This window comes from Roseomonas sp. F4, assembly GCF_053891155.1.
In genome coordinates, this window is the sequence record NZ_JBSSHK010000004.1 from 675,608 (window position 1) to 690,444 (window position 14,837).

Annotated in this window: 17 protein-coding genes; 2 read left to right on the forward strand and 15 right to left on the reverse strand. The window is 70.5% G+C overall.

Features of this window, described 5'->3' with window-relative positions; all coding sequences use genetic code 11:
* Position 1: 1 nt before the first annotated feature.
* The 9 genes from ACVFYP_RS19645 to ACVFYP_RS19685 are packed head-to-tail and all read right to left on the reverse strand — an operon-like array spanning position 2 to position 7,544.
* On the reverse strand, positions 2-2,143 hold the full coding sequence (locus ACVFYP_RS19645) for an SGNH/GDSL hydrolase family protein (protein ID WP_499201895.1): 2,142 nt from the start codon (positions 2,141-2,143) through the stop codon (positions 2-4).
* Positions 2,140-2,562 carry a hypothetical protein gene (locus ACVFYP_RS19650; protein ID WP_499201896.1) on the reverse strand — a complete coding sequence of 141 codons (423 nt, stop codon included), beginning with the start codon at positions 2,560-2,562 and terminating at the stop codon, positions 2,140-2,142. The genes ACVFYP_RS19645 and ACVFYP_RS19650 overlap by 4 nt, the downstream gene beginning before the upstream one ends.
* A gap of 44 nt (positions 2,563-2,606) precedes the next feature.
* A complete protein-coding gene (locus tag ACVFYP_RS19655; protein ID WP_499201897.1) occupies positions 2,607-3,071 on the reverse strand; it encodes a hypothetical protein in 465 nt (154 codons plus the stop codon).
* Between the two features lie 11 nt (positions 3,072-3,082).
* Complete coding sequence (locus ACVFYP_RS19660) at positions 3,083-3,739, reverse strand: gp53-like domain-containing protein (protein WP_499201898.1); 657 nt, start codon at positions 3,737-3,739, stop codon at positions 3,083-3,085.
* Between the two features lie 8 nt (positions 3,740-3,747).
* A complete protein-coding gene (locus ACVFYP_RS19665; RefSeq protein WP_499201899.1) occupies positions 3,748-4,344 on the reverse strand; it encodes a YmfQ family protein in 597 nt (198 codons plus the stop codon).
* A gap of 2 nt (positions 4,345-4,346) precedes the next feature.
* Complete coding sequence (locus ACVFYP_RS19670) at positions 4,347-5,450, reverse strand: baseplate J/gp47 family protein (protein WP_499201900.1); 1,104 nt, start codon at positions 5,448-5,450, stop codon at positions 4,347-4,349.
* A 17-nt stretch (positions 5,451-5,467) separates the two neighbouring features.
* Positions 5,468-5,917 carry a phage GP46 family protein gene (locus ACVFYP_RS19675; protein WP_499201901.1) on the reverse strand — a complete coding sequence of 150 codons (450 nt, stop codon included), beginning with the start codon at positions 5,915-5,917 and terminating at the stop codon, positions 5,468-5,470.
* Positions 5,914-6,414, reverse strand: a complete 501-nt coding sequence (locus ACVFYP_RS19680) for a phage baseplate assembly protein domain-containing protein (protein ID WP_499201902.1) — start codon at positions 6,412-6,414, stop codon at positions 5,914-5,916. Before ACVFYP_RS19680 ends, ACVFYP_RS19675 begins: the two co-directional genes overlap by 4 nt.
* Positions 6,411-7,544 (reverse strand): phage baseplate assembly protein, encoded by a 1,134-nt coding sequence (locus tag ACVFYP_RS19685; protein ID WP_499201903.1) that lies wholly within the window; start codon positions 7,542-7,544, stop codon positions 6,411-6,413. Before ACVFYP_RS19685 ends, ACVFYP_RS19680 begins: the two co-directional genes overlap by 4 nt.
* An 82-nt stretch (positions 7,545-7,626) precedes the next feature.
* Here ACVFYP_RS19685 and ACVFYP_RS19690 point away from each other — a divergent pair, with 82 nt between their 5' ends.
* A complete protein-coding gene (locus tag ACVFYP_RS19690; protein ID WP_499201904.1) occupies positions 7,627-7,806 on the forward strand; it encodes a hypothetical protein in 180 nt (59 codons plus the stop codon).
* 31 nt (positions 7,807-7,837) lie between these two features.
* Here the strand turns inward: ACVFYP_RS19690 and ACVFYP_RS19695 are convergent, their stop codons facing one another.
* From ACVFYP_RS19695 to ACVFYP_RS19720, 6 genes are all read right to left on the reverse strand, one after another.
* Complete coding sequence (locus ACVFYP_RS19695) at positions 7,838-8,401, reverse strand: hypothetical protein (RefSeq protein ID WP_499201905.1); 564 nt, start codon at positions 8,399-8,401, stop codon at positions 7,838-7,840.
* Positions 8,398-9,159 carry a DNA circularization N-terminal domain-containing protein gene (locus ACVFYP_RS19700; protein WP_499201906.1) on the reverse strand — a complete coding sequence of 254 codons (762 nt, stop codon included), beginning with the start codon at positions 9,157-9,159 and terminating at the stop codon, positions 8,398-8,400. The genes ACVFYP_RS19695 and ACVFYP_RS19700 overlap by 4 nt, the downstream gene beginning before the upstream one ends.
* Complete coding sequence (locus tag ACVFYP_RS19705) at positions 9,156-11,111, reverse strand: hypothetical protein (RefSeq protein ID WP_499201907.1); 1,956 nt, start codon at positions 11,109-11,111, stop codon at positions 9,156-9,158. Before ACVFYP_RS19705 ends, ACVFYP_RS19700 begins: the two co-directional genes overlap by 4 nt.
* Before the next feature lie 102 nt (positions 11,112-11,213).
* The gene (locus ACVFYP_RS19710; RefSeq protein WP_499201908.1) at positions 11,214-11,525 is read right to left on the reverse strand and encodes a phage tail assembly protein; all 312 of its coding nucleotides are present in this window, start codon (positions 11,523-11,525) and stop codon (positions 11,214-11,216) included.
* Positions 11,526-11,527: 2 nt separating this feature from the next.
* Entirely contained in the window at positions 11,528-11,896 is a 369-nt protein-coding gene (locus ACVFYP_RS19715; RefSeq protein ID WP_499201909.1) for a phage tail tube protein, read from the reverse strand.
* Between the two features lies 1 nt (position 11,897).
* On the reverse strand, positions 11,898-13,379 hold the full coding sequence (locus tag ACVFYP_RS19720) for a phage tail sheath subtilisin-like domain-containing protein (RefSeq protein ID WP_499201910.1): 1,482 nt from the start codon (positions 13,377-13,379) through the stop codon (positions 11,898-11,900).
* Positions 13,380-13,868: 489 nt separating this feature from the next.
* Here ACVFYP_RS19720 and ACVFYP_RS19725 point away from each other — a divergent pair.
* Positions 13,869-14,837: Calx-beta domain-containing protein (locus ACVFYP_RS19725; protein ID WP_499201911.1), on the forward strand; the 969-nt coding region annotated here is incomplete at its 3' end.

The window sequence follows — 14,837 nt, forward strand, 5'->3', positions numbered from 1 at the left end:
CCTAAGGCGCGAGGCAGGCGACGGCGGCCGCGACCGCCTCGAATTGCTGGCGGCGGGACAAGGTGACGGGGTGGCGGTAGTCGGTGATCGTCGCCGATTGGATGCCGGTATCGGCATTGGCCGTGCCGTAGCTCGACGTCCAACCGGCCTCCTGGGACATGTGGGCGCCGGCGGAAACGAGATGCACGCGAGGGTCCGTCACCCGGCGGTGCCGCACGACGCGCACCACAGCCTGCTGCCCCGCGCGATAGGCCTCGGTCCAGGCCGTATCCGCATCCGCGCTGCGCGGGATCGCCGAATACCACAGCAGGATATTGGCCAGCGGGGCCGCCTGCCGGATGCTGTCGATCATGCGCGACAGGCCGATATAGACCTGCCCTGCCCCCGCCGCGCCGGCCTCCGTCACGTCATTGACCCACAGGTTGATGATGACGATGTCGGGCGTGGGGATCGCGAAACGGCTCAGATAGAAGCCGAAGTCAAAGACATACCCGTTGTAGATCGTGCTAGGATCGTCGCCGGATTCCGCGGGGCGGATGAAAATCTGCGACCGGCGGCGCGAGGTCTTGGACAGGCCGAGATAGGTGGCCTCCTGGCCGGCCGCGATCACGCGATTGACGTCCGCCTCCTCCGGCACGGCGTAGAGATAGTCGCCGTAGGCCGCCCAACCCTCCCGGCACTCGCCAAGCGGACCGTCCTCGTTGAGGGTGTCCGCCTGGTCAAACCCGGTCCCGCGGATGGTCCCCAACCACTGCGGCGTAAATCCCCAAGCGGTCAGGTGCTGGTCGATATGCGCGGCGCCTGCGCGGTTGCTGATGCTGTCGCCGAGAATCAGGATTCTGGGAGAGGACGTGCCGACGATCGGGACCTGACGCTTGCTCACCGACAATGCGATGCGCTGGCGCGCCATGCTGCCGCGGCGCCGGATCACCAGTTCAGCACTGGCGCCCAGCCGATCGACCGGGATGGCCAGCTGCTCGGTGCCGGTGACCACAAGGGGCGCGGCGGGGAAATCCGGCTGGCTGGAGATGGTGCAGATCGCCTCGCCCCCATCGCCCCGGTCGACCGCCAGATTGGCGATGTAGAGCGGCAGCACCTGGCCACTCACGCCAAACAGCTGCGATCCATAGATCGGCGAGAGATCGCGCGTGCTGACCCCGCCGGTCCCCGGCCAGGCGCCAACCAGCGCATCAGCCGCGGGGTCGTAGCCCAACAGGACCCGGCCATTGTCGTCGCTGGCAAAGGGGAACACGCCGCCGCCGCGCGGCACGGTCCATAGCGCTCCACCGCGCAGCGCCTGGGCATCCGCCGCGCCGGCCAGCTGCGAGAACTGGCGCGTGGTCTGCACATCCGGGAAGGCGCCCGTGATCGCCCGCGCCGCGATGTCGTAGCCCAGCACGACATTGCCTCGGTCGTCAGTGCAGATCGGCAGGATGCCGCCCTGGGCGCCGGGCAAGGACATCATCGCACCCGCCAGAGAAGCAAGCACGGCCATGAGGTCGCGAAGCGCCTGCGGATCGCCGATGATCCGCCCTGTTGCGCCATGGATGCCCAGCGTGATCCGACCGTTGTCATCCACGACGACCGGATAGATCCCGCCGGCCGTCGGGCCTGGCAGCGCGTACAGGCCAGCGCCCGCCTGACGCACCGCGGCCGCATCGGCGCGCCCGGCGGCCTGGCGCTGATCCAGCGTCGGAATCGTCGGCCCCTCGTAATGCGGCGCACCGCCGCGCACACGGTAGTAGCCGCGCTCCTGCAACGGCGCGGCCGGATCGATATCGGTCAGCACTGCCAGCGCATTCTCGGCGGCGGCGGCCGACCAGGACTGCAAAGCCGCCCAGGTGATGTGCGGCTGCGCGGCATTGGCGACGCTGGAGGCCGTCAGTTGTGCCCAATCGGCCGCCTCAGCCGTGTAGGGCTGAGCGGCGGCTGCGCCCGCGGCGGCGCCCCGGTCCTCGGCCACCGGGATCGCGGCGATCTCCGCCGCCGTCACCGATGCATCGCGGATAGCGCGCACCGGTGTCTGCTCGACCGCGCCGGTCCCAGGATTGCTGCCATAGACGGCCAGCGCCAGCGGATCGGCGGCAATGGGCAGTTCGGTGGCGATCTGGACCGCCACAAAGGTCTCGGCGCTCTCGCTCATGCCGAGGCGCCTCCGATCGCGCGGCCATTGGGCAGGATCAGAAAGGCGCCTTGCGGCGTGACGACCGGCGTCGCCGGCACAGCCTCGAGCCGCACACCGCCATCGATCATCGTGAAGGGCCGCAGGGCGACGCGGGCGATGGGCGAGAGGACGGCGCAGCGGGCGACAAAGGCACCGGTGCCGGCGATGGCCAGCAGCGCGGTGGCGATACCGCGGGCGTCGGAGACGCGGCCCGGCGCGCGCATCTCCACGCCCTGCGGCGTGATCCAGGACAGGTCCGCGATGGCGTCCGCGACCGGGGCGCCGTCCTGGTCGAGGATGGTGGCCTCGATCGCGATGGCGCTGCCCTGTACGGCGCGCGGCCGCAAATGATCGCTGCTGGCCACGCGCAGCGTGACCCGCACATCGGTGGGGGGCATGGAAGCTCCGGAATGTCGTCAGGGGCGCGCCGCGGCGCGCCGGGTCAGGCCGCCTCGGCGGGCAGCCCGTTGGCCAGCAGCGCGTCGCGCTCGGCCTCGGTGATCACGCCGGCGGCCAGCAGCGCGGCGATGCCGGCGATGGTCTCGGCATTGTCGAGTTCCACGATGCTCGACGCCGCCAGGTCATCCAGCCAGACCTGGATGCTGGCATCGCCCGCCTCCATGGCGACGGAGGCGGCGAGCGTGATGGCGGCGCGGCGCGCGGGTGTCAGGCGGCGGCGAAAGGCCAGCGCGCCGATGCGCCGGATGGGCGGCGGTGCCGGCGGCGGCGGCGGATTCTGGGCGATGGGCGCGCCGTCGGGGCCGGGCAGGATCACCTGGCCGGCGCCCTGGGCGGCCAGCAGCGCGGCGTGGTCCTCGGCGGTGACGGGGACGGCATCGGCGGGGATGGCGTCGCCATGGATGGCGCCGTGAAAGAAGCCGCGCAGGGTCGGGGAGTAGAAGATCATCGCCGTCCCCCTCACCGGCCGATGGCCAGGTAGCTGCCGGACATCAGCGTCCCCGCCTGCTTGCAGGACAGGCCGAGCGAGCAGCCCGTGGCGGTGGGACTGCCCGTGCGCCAGACGGTTTCCTGGAGCGATCCGCCATCGACGTCGAAGGGAATGGCGAAGACGTGCCAACAGCTCGTCGGAAAGGCGATGGGGAATGTGACGGCGATGCCCGGATTCTCGGCAACACCGTCGGAGAAGCTGCCCGTCGTGCCGGCGAAGTTGCCCCATTGCAGGATCAGCCCGCCCGGGAGGCGCCAGTGCCCGGTCACGCCCAGCGTGCCGCCGCCGCCATAGAGCAGGCGCATCGCGTCGCGCAGCTGGTTGTCGTCGGCGGGATTCGGGGTGAGCCCCGCATCGGCGATGACGGCGGCGGTGCTGGCGGCGCGCGCAAAGAGGATGTGGCAGGCGGCGAGGACCTGGCCGTAGTTCGCCCATTCCTGGGTGATGCCCGCAGCCGAGAGGAAGCTCATCAGCTCCTCCTGGATCACGTTGAATTCGGCGGCGCCAAAGATGCTGCCGAGCTGGCCGGCGCCGGGGTCGCCATCGGTGCCGTAGCCTGGCGTGCCCACGGGCGCGGGCGCGGGCGGCAAGGTCGAAACCTGCGTGCCGTTCGCGAGACGATACATCGCCCCTCCTAGCTGTATTGGAAGATCAGGGTGGTGTGCAGCGGCGCGAGGGCGCGCATTTCACATTCGAGAACCTCGTTGCCCCAGCTGCGGAATCGCTCGCCAAGCGTCGATTGTCCGAGGCGGAACAGCGTGATGGTGTTCAGCGGCGCCTGTACCGCCCAGGCATGGGCCCAGCGCGCATCCTGCAACCGCCCGCCCAGGCGCAGGGCGCCGAGGCGGGAGGGGCTGAATTCGCGGATGGTGATGGTGTAGCCGAGCGCGGCGGCCTGGCCGACCAGGTAGGGAATGCTCTGGCCGCCACGGGCGGTGAGCCGCGCGACCACCTGGCCGCGGCGTTCCTGCAGGCCGGGCGCGGGGCCGGCGCAGGGGTCCGGCAGGCCCAGCGCCGCCTCCCACTCCGGCAGCAGCTCGAAGGTCGTGGCCGGGAAGGCATCGCTCAGCAGGGCACGGGCGCGGGCGCGCAGCCGGGCAGCGCCGGCGGCGAGGCCGGAGAGGACCCGCTCCTGGGTGGTGCCAGGGTGGCGGGGCCAGACCGGGCCGGTGGGCAGCAGGGCCTGGGCGGCGGCCAGGTGCTCGGCCGGGCCGAGCTCGACATCGGCCATGATCAGACCGGCCAGGTGATGACGCCCAGCACCAGCAGGCGGCCGGCGGGGGCGGTGACGGGGCCGAGGCCCGGCAGGGAAAAGCGCTCCACCCCCGGCACGCCGTCGATCGCCGCGGAGATGGCGGAGGGGTAGATGGTGCCGCCCGGGGCGCCCTCGCGGCGGAACATGCCGGTCAGGGCCTCGGTGATGGCGGCGCGGATGGCGGTGCTGTCGGCCGAGAGGTCGGCGATGGTCAGATGCACGGGATGGGGCAGCGGCGCCACGACATAGACCAGGGCGGTGACGGGTTGCAGGGCGCGGATGTGGTTGGCGACCAGCAGCTGGTCGCCCGTGGCGGCGACGGCGCGGGGGTCGGAGGCCGCGACGCCGTCCGAGCCTTGCGGGAAGCCGCCATCCCCAGCCCGGGCATCGTCCAGCATGATGTGGACGGTGACGGTGCCGGCGGCGAGGCTGGCGTCCCAGGCGCGGGTGACGCCCGGCACCTCCCGCGCCCAAGTGGCGTAGTCGCCGGCGGCGCCCCCCTTGGGCGGGTTGCGGTAGCGGGCCAGCATGCGGCCCCGAAAATCCTCCTCCGGCTCCTCATCGGCGCCGCCGGCGGCGGCGGTGGCCAGGGTGCCGGTGGCGAGGATGCCGCTGGCCGCGCCCATGAGGGTGACGGCGGCGCCGGCAAGGGCATTGCCGGTGGCACCCGGCTCCTCGGCCTCGATCGGGACCGTCACCGTGCCGCCGGCGCCGACCGTGCCCAGCGCCGTGCTGCGATAGGTGACGCCGTCCGCCGTGCGGCTTATCCGCGTTCCCTCGGCGAGGATGGCGCCGGGCGTGCCACCAAAGGTCGCCGTGGCGGCAGCGGTCTCCATGTCCTTCCGAAAGATGCCCACAAGGGCGGCCCAGGCGACCAGGCGGGCGCCTGTGGCGGTCAGCGGATTGGCCTCGCGGGCGATCCAGTCGAGATAGCCGTAGAGGCCTTGCAGGAGGCCCGCCAGCACCTTGGCGAGGATGCCGAGTGGTGAGGCGCGCAGAATGACGTTGCTGCCGCTGGCGGCCGCCATATCGGCCCGCGCCTGCCGCAGCAGGGCGGTCAGGGTGGGACGCTCGAAGGCCATGGGTGGGATACCCCGTGTCAGATGCCCTGCCAGGCCCATTCGGCGCGGAGCGCGGCGCGGCGGTCGGGCTGGTGGATGGTGATGGCGGCGCCCATGCGGCTGGGGCTGATCCAGCTGGTCGTGACCTCGACCTTGCGGGCGATGCCGTCGTCGATCAGCCAGGCCAGGGCCTCGCGGATGTAGTCCCCGGCCAGGGCCAGGGTTTCGGGCCGGCGCCTGGCGCGGCGCAGCAGCCAGAGGCGGGAGCCGATGGGGTCCTCGCCCAAGGCGTTACCCCACCAGCCCCGACGGTCCGTCTCGCCCTGCGGCAGCACGTCATCCGGTGCGGCGCGCGCATCGGTGAAGAGGCTGATCAGGACGGCGGTCTCCAGCGCCTGGGCGGTAACGAGGTTGCCGCCCTCGGTGAGCTGCCAGTCGCCCTGGGAGCGTTCGGCGTCCCAGAGGATGGCGATGTCGGTGGCGGTCATGAGGGCGGCAGGGTTTCGCTGTCGGTCTCGGTATGGGTGTGGGCGTTGAAGCTGCGGCCGCTGATGGTGACGTCGCCCGTCACCGTCATATCGCCCTCGATCGTCGTCATGGGGGCGTTGCGCAGCGTGATGGGCTGGCCGGCGCCATCGATGACGATGCCGGTGCGGGTCAGGTGGATGCGCTGGCCGAGGTCGTCGTGGATGACGGCCTCGCCCTCCTCGATATCGACCTGATAGCGCCGGTCGTTGGTCGCCACGATGAAGCCGGCGGCGCGGTTGCCGCCGGGGAAGAGCACCACGACATCGGCGCCGGGCTGCGGGCGGGAGGCAAAGCCATAGGCCTGCAAAAGCGGCGTCTCGTCGCGGATCTCCGCCGCGTCGAAGCGCACCTGCATGCGGCGTGCGCCGCGGCCGGCCAGGGCGGTGCTGGCGGCGACGCGGCCGATGGCGACCATGGACATCAGGCGCGCGTAGAGGCGGTCGAGGCCCACGGTCATGGCGGCGGCCCGCCACCCTGGCGCAGCGCATCCTGCACCTGCCAGTCGAAGGGGGTCAGGTAGACCGGCTGGGGCTGGAAGGCCTCACGCGGCATCAGGGTCAGCCGGGCATGGGTGCCCTGGCGGCCGCGCTCGAAGCTGACCTCGGAAATCAGCCACTCCACCTCCGGCAGTTTCAGGGTCGGCAGTTGCACCCGCGCCAGGCGGTTCGGCTGCCAGAGCGCGCCGGCGGCGTCGCGCCAGGAATCGGCGAGGATCTCCACCGCCTGGCTGCGGCCGAAGCGGCGGGCGCGTTCCCATTCGACGCGGCGTTGCGCGATGTCGACGCCGTTCTGCAAGGTCTCGGCGATGACGATCAGCGGCCGGAAGCGGCGCCCCTGCCCCGGCGCGTCGGCGCCGATGGTCACGTCAAAGGCACGGGCGCGGGTGTTGAAGTCGGGCTGCGCGGCGCGGTCGAACTGCGCGAGCGTTTCGATCGGCATGAAGACCGCCTCGTAGAGGCTGTAGCGCTTGTCGTGGGTGCGGCTGATGCTGGCCTCCTCGACATTGGCGCCCTCCTTGAAGCCGCTGGCCATGCGCTCGGTGCCGAGGCGGGCGAGGACCAGGCGGCCGTCGGGTCCCTCATAGGCCAGGAACTCGGAATGCCGCGCGATGCGGTCGATGATGTCCCATGCGGTTTCGGTGAGGATGACGTTGAACTGCGGCACCACGGCGCCCGGGCCGGCGCGGGCCTCGACCTGGACGCCGTAGATCGCGGCGAGCTGGGCGATGACCTGCGCCGAGGGGGCGCTGAGGATCTGGTTGGCGCTGCCGCGGAGATAGGCGGAGCAATCGACCAGGTCCTGGCAGCGGCCGCGACCGGTGACGCGGATCTGCGTGCCGCCTCGCTTGCTGAGGGAGATGGTGTAGCGGTCGACATAGCCGGTGATAACAGTGTCAGCACCGATCTTGATGACGCAGTCCATGCCAGGCTGGAGAGGGACCGCCGGCTTGCCGGGGTAGCGGTCGGTGACGACTAGTTCGAAGTCGCTGGGCATGCGCTCGATGCCCACGCCGATGCGGATTTCCTGCCAACCGGAGAGGAGTTGGCCGTCGACCAGCAGCACGACATCGTCATCATTGAGGGGCATCGGATTCCTGGCCAAGGCTGCGCATACGTGCAAGCTGTAGACTGTAACGAATGGTCCTCAGCCCGATCGACAGGAGAGCCCGATGAGCGAAAACGCTGAAGATCAAACAAGCGGCATGCTACGGTACATGGAGGGGCGCCTGGCCACGATGGAGCGGCACGTGATCAGACTGGAGCGCGAGCTTGCGAGTGTCACCGCGCGTCTTGACGCGCTGCCGTTGCCGGAATCTCCACGCGTTGTGCCCATGCCGCACCGCCGCTGATCAGATCAGCAACGCCGGTACCCCTCGAAAGCTACGCTCCCAGCACCCTGAACGTCTCGCCGATGAAGTTTGGGTCTTCCGTATCCGCCTGCAGGCTGACCTCATCCGCGCGGCTGAGATCCTCGTAGAGCCGGTAGGCATGCACCAAGGCCGGCAGCGGCTCCGGCACGGTCACTGTCCGCAGCCGCGCCAGGTCCGCCGCGCGCCGCGTCAGAACCTCCGCCACGGCGGCGCGCAGGTCGCGCAGCGCCAGCGCCGTCGCATCCTCCCCGGCATCGGCCGCCACCACCTCCTCCGCCGCCAGCAGCCCGCAGACCTGGTCGCGCAGCGCCACGGCGGCGTCATAGGAGGGCGGGCTGGCCTCGGTGGTGGCGCGGGCCAGGGATGTCAGCGCAGCCCGTCGGCAGAGCGCCGCAGCGGCCGCCTGGCCGGCCGCCTGCGCCAGCCCCACCACATCCCCCGCCGTCGCCTCGGCCGGCTGTAGCGCCGCCAGGGGCGCCAGCAGGCGCAAGGCATCGGCCGGGTCCGGCGACAGGCCGCGGATCGCCTCCGCCAGGGCCTGGGTGGCCACGGCGAGCTCCGACAAGGTGCTCACAGCCGCGCCGCCAGGCTCGAGACCAGGCCGGAGGCGCGGGCGGCCCCACGCCGTGCCGCTGCGACGCCGCCAAGGCCCCGCGTCACGGCCCCGTTCGCCGTGTTCAGCGGCGCCAGGGCCTGGCGGTAGCCGGCGGCGAAACGCCCAAAGCTGCGGTTCAGCCCCGGCGCCACCATCCCCACCGCGTTCATCACCACCCGCGCATCCCCCATCAGCTGGTTGGCCTGGGCAGTGTAGTCGGCCACCGTCCGCTGCACGCTGCGCACCACGGCCGCGCCCTGTGTCAGGGCGGCGCCGGCGCGCTCCAGAAAACTCTGGCCGGATGCGCCATCCAGGGCGTCCGCCAGGGCGCCGATGCGCCCGCCCACATCCTCGGCGCTGTCGGGAAAGCGCCGGCTGCCATCCTCGACGAACAGGAAATGCAGCTCGACCACCCGGCCGAGGTCGTGGCGGATGCGGGTGTGGAATTCGACCAGGCTGGCCTTAAGCAGGCCCAGCGTCGGATGCAGCAACTCCCCCGGCCCCTCTGCCTCCGCCGCCTCGATTATCTCGAGCTCCAGTGCCGCCACGTCATCGCCGACCCGAAAGCCGATCAGGCCGAGGCGGCGGGTGGCGCGGCCGGTGTCCTCGACCCAGACGGAATCCCGAAAGGGATATTCGTGGATCGTGGTGGCGCGGCCGAAGGCGCCCTCCATGTTCCAGACCTCGAAGGACACCCCGCGCCAGGCGGCGGGGCGATAGGGCACGGTGCCGCTCATGGTCCCGCCCCCATCCCGGGCCGCTCGATCCGCACGCCATCCGGCGTGCGGGTGCGGATGGTCGCGCCCTCGGTGCCGGGACCGGCGAGCGTGACGCGAACATCCACCTCCTGCCGCCCTGCCTGCCGCGCGGGTCCCGCCTGCGTGGCGCCGGGCTGGGTCGCCGCGGCGGGGGGCGGTGGCGCGGGCGCGCCCGGCGGGGCCAGACCAAGGGCCACGCCGCGTTCCACCACCCCGGGATCCAGCGATCGCCCGTTCTCCTGCACCGCCATGGCGGCGACCAGGCGCTGCACCAGTGCGGCATCCCGAACGTCGAGCGTCTCGTTCGGCGCGATCCCGGTGGCGCGGGAGACGGCGGCGATATAGGCGGCGGTGTTGTTCTCCCCGGGCGGTGCCCAGCGGGTGATCATCCGCGCCAGCGTGTCGTCGCCGCGCTGGGCGTTCAGCTGCATCTGCCGCACCGCCTGGGCGATGCCCGCCTCCATGCTGGGATAGACCCCAAAGCGGCCATCGGAGGCCAGGCCGGGATTGGCGGCCTGCTGCGCCGGATGGAACATCAGGTTCAGCGGGTTGTTGTTGCGGACGCCTCGCGGCTCGCTGGGGTTGCCCGGCCGCGCGGGCGGCGCCGGCAGAGAGGGCGCCCAGCGCTGCCGAAAGAAGGTCCCAAGGCGCGCCTCCAGCGAGGGGATGCCGGCCGGGCGCGGCGGCGCCGGCTCCAGCTCCCGCCGCAGCGCCTCCGGGTCGCGGCGCAGGCGCTCCAGCTCCTCCCGCGCGCCCATATCCAGCGGGGTCGGCCGCAGGATATAGGCGCCGGCGGCGAGGCCACCGGTGCCGCCCAGGCCGAGCAGCCGCAGCATCCAGGGCGCCAGGCGAAAGGCGGTGATGCTGGTCAGCGCGGTGACGATGCGGGTCAGCGGGCTCAGCACATGCGCCAGCAAGGCCACGCCCAGCAGTGTCGCGGCGTTCTCCATGCCGCCCATCCAGCCGATGACGGTGGAGACGCCCGTGCCGACCGCGTCCAGCCGTTCGCCCAGGCGCGTCAGCCCGCCGCCATCGACCCATGCGGTGAAGCGCCCGGCGAGGTCCTCGACGATGGCGCCGAGGCGCGGCCCCTGGGTGATCAGCCAGTTCGACAGGCGGTCGAGCAGCGGGACCAGCACCGGGGCCAGCCGGGCGGCCAGGGTGTTCGCGAGCCCCTGCCCGGCCAGGTTCAGCCGGATCTGCGCCAGCTCGAACTGGCGGGCTGCCTCGGCACCCTCCTCCGAAATGGCGCCGGCGCGGCGCGCCTCGCGCTCATACTCCCGCATGCCGGCCGCGCCCTGGCGGAGATAGGGCAGCAGCCCGGCCGGCAGGCGCAGCGCCCCCAGGACGCGGGCCTGTAGCCGCGGATCGGCGATGCGGGCGATGCCGTCGGCGACCTCCGGCAGTACCTCCGACGCCGTGCGGGCCTGGCCGCTGGCGTCGCGCAGGTTGATGCCGAGAAGGCGGAAGTACTGGACGGCGGTGTCATCCCGGCCGCCCACGGCATCCGACAGGGCATCGCCGAGACCCTCGAGGCCCTGGGTCAGGTCCTCGGCGGAGGAGCCCGCCAGCTGGGCGGCGCCGCGCATGGCGAAGAGCGCGGAGGCGGTGCTCTGCACCCGATAAGCGGTCCGGGTGAGTTGGGCGCCAAGGCTTGCCCAGCCGGAGGCCAGGCGCAGCACCCCGGCGATGGACCCCGCGGCGGTCAGGGCGGAGAGCGAGGGCACGATCAGCGCCATGCTGCGCGCGGCAGAGCCGGCGAGGCGTGAAAGGCGGTCGAGGCCCGTGGAGGTGCGGGTGGCGTTGCTGAGGCGGCCGATGCCGGCGGCAAGCCGCAGCGCGCCACTGTTCATGCGGGCGAGCGGCGCCGAGAGGCGATCGACGGCGCCGATGGTGACGCTCAGCGCGCCGGCGGAGGTTGTCCCGGACATGTCAGTTCCTGCGGCCGAGGGCGGCCGCCTGGCGGTCCCACCAGAGCAGCTCCATCGGCGTCATCGCGAAGGCATCCCGGGGCCCAAAGCCGTAGGCGAGCGTCACGCGGGCGGCGGCGCGGCCCCAGCCGCCGGCGGGTCGGTGGGCAAAAAACGGCCAAAATACCGGCTGGCCACCTCCAGCACCTTGGGCGAGAGTTTGGTCACCAGCTGCGGCGCGATGCCGGCGCTGCGCTGGATCAGATGCGCGGCCTGGGCGATCTCATGGCCCTGCTTTTGCGCCGCCATGATCATCTCGATGGTCAGCGGCTGCAGCGTGATTTCGGTCACCGTGGTGCCATTGTATTCCACCGGCGGAAAGCGGATCACCCGCGGCGGGATCTCCTCGATCACGTCCTCGTCCAGATCATCCATGCTCAGCTCTCCTGCACATCCGGCCCTTCGAAGCGCACCTCGAAGGTCGCGTCGTCGGCATTCACCTCGACGACGTTCACGCACCACATGCCGTTGCCGGTGATGCGCTTGCCACTGATCAGCTCGAGCGAGACGGAGACGCTCTCCATCGCCTCGAAGTCGGCCACTCGGGTGCCAGAGTTGTCGCGGATCTTGGCCTTGATGTAGGGCGCCACCGGCTTGACGCTGAAGCCGTGCACACCGTTCTGGCCGACCATCGTCTCCTTGACGGAGCGGGCGGATTGCCAGCCGACGCTGTCGACCACGTCGTATTCGACGCCGTCGATATAGAGGTAGGAGGTGCCCGCCAGGGCACCGGGTTGCAGCGCCATCTCAGTTCACCCCTTCGGATTTGCGGAACTGCACCAGGCCGGCGAATTGGCGGAACTGGTCGATCGGGATGATCGGCAGCAGCCCATCGACGCGGCAGCGGTTGGAGGCATTGCGCTCGACGATCAGCTCGGCCGCGAAGGCCTGGTAGTCCTGCACCAGCCCCTCCGCCTCCATGCGCCGGTACTCGGCCAAAATGCCGTCGTGGATCACGCCCGTGGTGACGATACGCGCGCCGGGCCGGAAGCGCGTGCCCTCCGAGGCCAGCTTGAAGCGCCCAAAGGTGCTGGTGACGTAGTTGCGCAGCCGGCGGATGGCGGCGGCCAGGAGATACAGCGTCTCCGGGTAGAGGTAGCTGTCGTCGGGCGCGCCCTGCGGATTCAGGCGATAGGTGGTGACCAGCGTGTCGGTGATGACCCGGCCATCGGCGCCGACCGTGAAGGCGCCGAGCCCGTTGTTCAGCAGGATGTTGCGGTCGCCGATGCCCCAACGCTTGTCGCGCGGCGGCGCCATGACATCCAGGGGCAGGCCATGCAGCGGCAGGCCGGGATCGGCGCGGAGGCTGGTGGCGCAGGCGCCGGCGAGATTGGCGGCCCAGATCCAGGGCGGGCTGGGCGAGCTATCGGCCGGCAGGCAGACCATGTGCTGGTCATTGCGGCCCTGCCCGAAGGTGGTGCTGGCGCTCAGCGTGCCGCGAAAGCCGGTGAAGGCACCGCCATAGAGCATCTTGTCCCAGGACCAACGTTCCTCGAGATGCGCCTGAAGGGCATTGAGGCTGGCCATGTCCGTATAGGGCATGGCGTAGACCTCGAAATCCTCGGCGCCGAGCCTGGCTAGCGCGGCGGCCAGGTCCGGATTGGTGGTGCCGCCGGACATGCCGGCGACGGTCACCGCCAGGCCAGCCGGCGGCACCTCGCCGCCGGCGGAGCCCAGCAGGTTGCGGCCGAGCGCGATGTCATTGCCGGCCAAGCCCTTGTTGCGAGCGGTGCATGTGACGACGCCGTCGGCATTGGCGGCGATCACTGGCAGACTGGTGTCGGCATTGATGGCGGCGACATAGGCGGCCGCCGCCGTGGCGGCGGTCATCGTGCTGGACAGGCCCACGGCGACGCGGCGGTCGCCGATATAGGCGTAGTCCGTGCCATTGGCGGTCGGCACGGTGCCGATGGTGAAGGTGCCGGTCGCGGCGGCCCCGGCGCCGGCATCGGCCAGCGGCAGGACATGCGCCTCTCCGGTCCGGTCGCGGCGGCGATAGGCCTCGGCCATCAGCGCCAGCATGGAGCCGCGGCCGGCGCGGCCGCGCAGCCAGTCGAGGCTCTCCAGCAGCGCCGGCACACCGGGCGGCAGGTCGCCGGTCGAGAGCTGCTGGCCGATGATCAGGCTGCGCAGCGCGCCGGCGCTGCCGGAATTGGCGCGCGAATTGTCCAGCTCGGCGAAGAACAGGGTCGAGCGGTTGCTCGCGGGGATCTCGCGGAAGCCCAGCACGGGGTCACCTCCAGGGCGTTGCAGATGAGGGACGCGGAAAACCCGCCGGCAGCGGCGCTGCGGCGGGTTCTTGCGACTGTTTCAGAAAGGCGCGTACCGGGTGCCGGCCTACGTGAAGGGCCAGCGCCTCAGATGAGCACGCAGAGTGACGTCTGCTGCCCTTGGATGCAGGCGATGTCGGCAATCAGCATAGGCTCAGCCACTCTGCCGAGGGCCATAGCCTCCCGCAGCCGCTAGACGACGGGCTAGAGATCGAGAAGGCCTGAACAGCATGCCTCGTACCGAAGCATGCTCACTTCTCAAGTCCCAGCGATTAGGCGAAAGCCCAGAACCTTAGATGAATTATTAACGATAAGTAACCGAAAACGTCAGGAAGCATCTACCCGGCGTAACCGAGCCCGCATAGCCTTACTTCCATTGAAATTGTGGGCTGATATTCCGGTATCGGTTAATATTCCTGCCGGTCAGCCGCAGCGAAGGGTAGGCTCGATGACCGACATTGTGGGGACGGCCGGCAACGATACTCTGACCGGTGGAAATGGCGCGGATTCGATCGTCGGCCTGGAAGGCGATGACAGCCTGGTCGGTGGGGTGGGCAATGACACGTTGGTTGGCAACGATGGCGCGGACACGCTTTTCGCCGGTCCTGGAAATAACCTGATCGCGGGCGGTTACGGCATCGATACCGCTGTGTATCTGGGACCCGCATCAGCCTATACGATCGCGGTCAGCGGTGGTTCGACGGACTTCCATACTGTGGTCGGCCCCGGGGTCAACGATTATCTGGTGGAGATCGAGCGCATCAAGTTCGCCGATGGGGTGGTGGACTTGGTCTCGACCTTCCTGTCCATCTCGCCGTTATCCGCTGACACGGTCGAGGGATCCGGCACCGGCGTAACGGCCTTCGAATTCCAGGTTACACGGAGCGGGGATCTATCGGTCGAGACTTCTGTCTCTTGGGCCGTCGACAGCGTCGGCGATCACGCTGCGGATCACATCGACTTTATCGGCGGCATATTGCCATATGGTTCGATTACATTTGCTGCCGGAGAAGTAACGAAAATCGTGACGTTCAACGTCTCACGTGACTCCCGGGAGGAAGCCGACGAGACCTTCGAGATCTCCCTATCCGGGGGCTCGGACGGCGTCTCAATTGCCCAGGGCCGTGCGACAGGGACCATCCGCAACGACGACACGGCCCCGCTGCCGAGCGTGTCGATCGCGACGCTGGTTGGCGACCTGAATGAGGGCACGGGGACTGGGGTCAGCGTCTTCAGCTATGAGGTGACACGCAGCGGTGACCTTTCGGGCGCCAGCCAGGTCGCCTGGTCGGTGGAAGGCAGCGGTGCGAATGCGGCCAGCGCGGCAGATTTCCAGAACGGCGTCCTGCCCGGCGGCGTGGTGAGCTTCGCCGCCGGCGAGGCCTCGCAGATCGTCAAGGTGCGCGTGGTCCGCGAT

Coding starts and splice junctions, on each gene's coding strand:
- ACVFYP_RS19645 (WP_499201895.1), bottom strand. CDS start 2,143: ATGAGCGAGAGCGCCGAGACCTTTGTGGCGGTCCAGATCGCCACCGAA.
- ACVFYP_RS19650 (WP_499201896.1), bottom strand. CDS start 2,562: ATGCCCCCCACCGATGTGCGGGTCACGCTGCGCGTGGCCAGCAGCGAT.
- ACVFYP_RS19655 (WP_499201897.1), bottom strand. CDS start 3,071: ATGATCTTCTACTCCCCGACCCTGCGCGGCTTCTTTCACGGCGCCATC.
- ACVFYP_RS19660 (WP_499201898.1), bottom strand. CDS start 3,739: ATGTATCGTCTCGCGAACGGCACGCAGGTTTCGACCTTGCCGCCCGCG.
- ACVFYP_RS19665 (WP_499201899.1), bottom strand. CDS start 4,344: ATGGCCGATGTCGAGCTCGGCCCGGCCGAGCACCTGGCCGCCGCCCAG.
- ACVFYP_RS19670 (WP_499201900.1), bottom strand. CDS start 5,450: ATGGCCTTCGAGCGTCCCACCCTGACCGCCCTGCTGCGGCAGGCGCGG.
- ACVFYP_RS19675 (WP_499201901.1), bottom strand. CDS start 5,917: ATGACCGCCACCGACATCGCCATCCTCTGGGACGCCGAACGCTCCCAG.
- ACVFYP_RS19680 (WP_499201902.1), bottom strand. CDS start 6,414: ATGACCGTGGGCCTCGACCGCCTCTACGCGCGCCTGATGTCCATGGTC.
- ACVFYP_RS19685 (WP_499201903.1), bottom strand. CDS start 7,544: ATGCCCCTCAATGATGACGATGTCGTGCTGCTGGTCGACGGCCAACTC.
- ACVFYP_RS19690 (WP_499201904.1), top strand. CDS start 7,627: ATGAGCGAAAACGCTGAAGATCAAACAAGCGGCATGCTACGGTACATG.
- ACVFYP_RS19700 (WP_499201906.1), bottom strand. CDS start 9,159: ATGAGCGGCACCGTGCCCTATCGCCCCGCCGCCTGGCGCGGGGTGTCC.
- ACVFYP_RS19705 (WP_499201907.1), bottom strand. CDS start 11,111: ATGTCCGGGACAACCTCCGCCGGCGCGCTGAGCGTCACCATCGGCGCC.
- ACVFYP_RS19710 (WP_499201908.1), bottom strand. CDS start 11,525: ATGGATGATCTGGACGAGGACGTGATCGAGGAGATCCCGCCGCGGGTG.
- ACVFYP_RS19715 (WP_499201909.1), bottom strand. CDS start 11,896: ATGGCGCTGCAACCCGGTGCCCTGGCGGGCACCTCCTACCTCTATATC.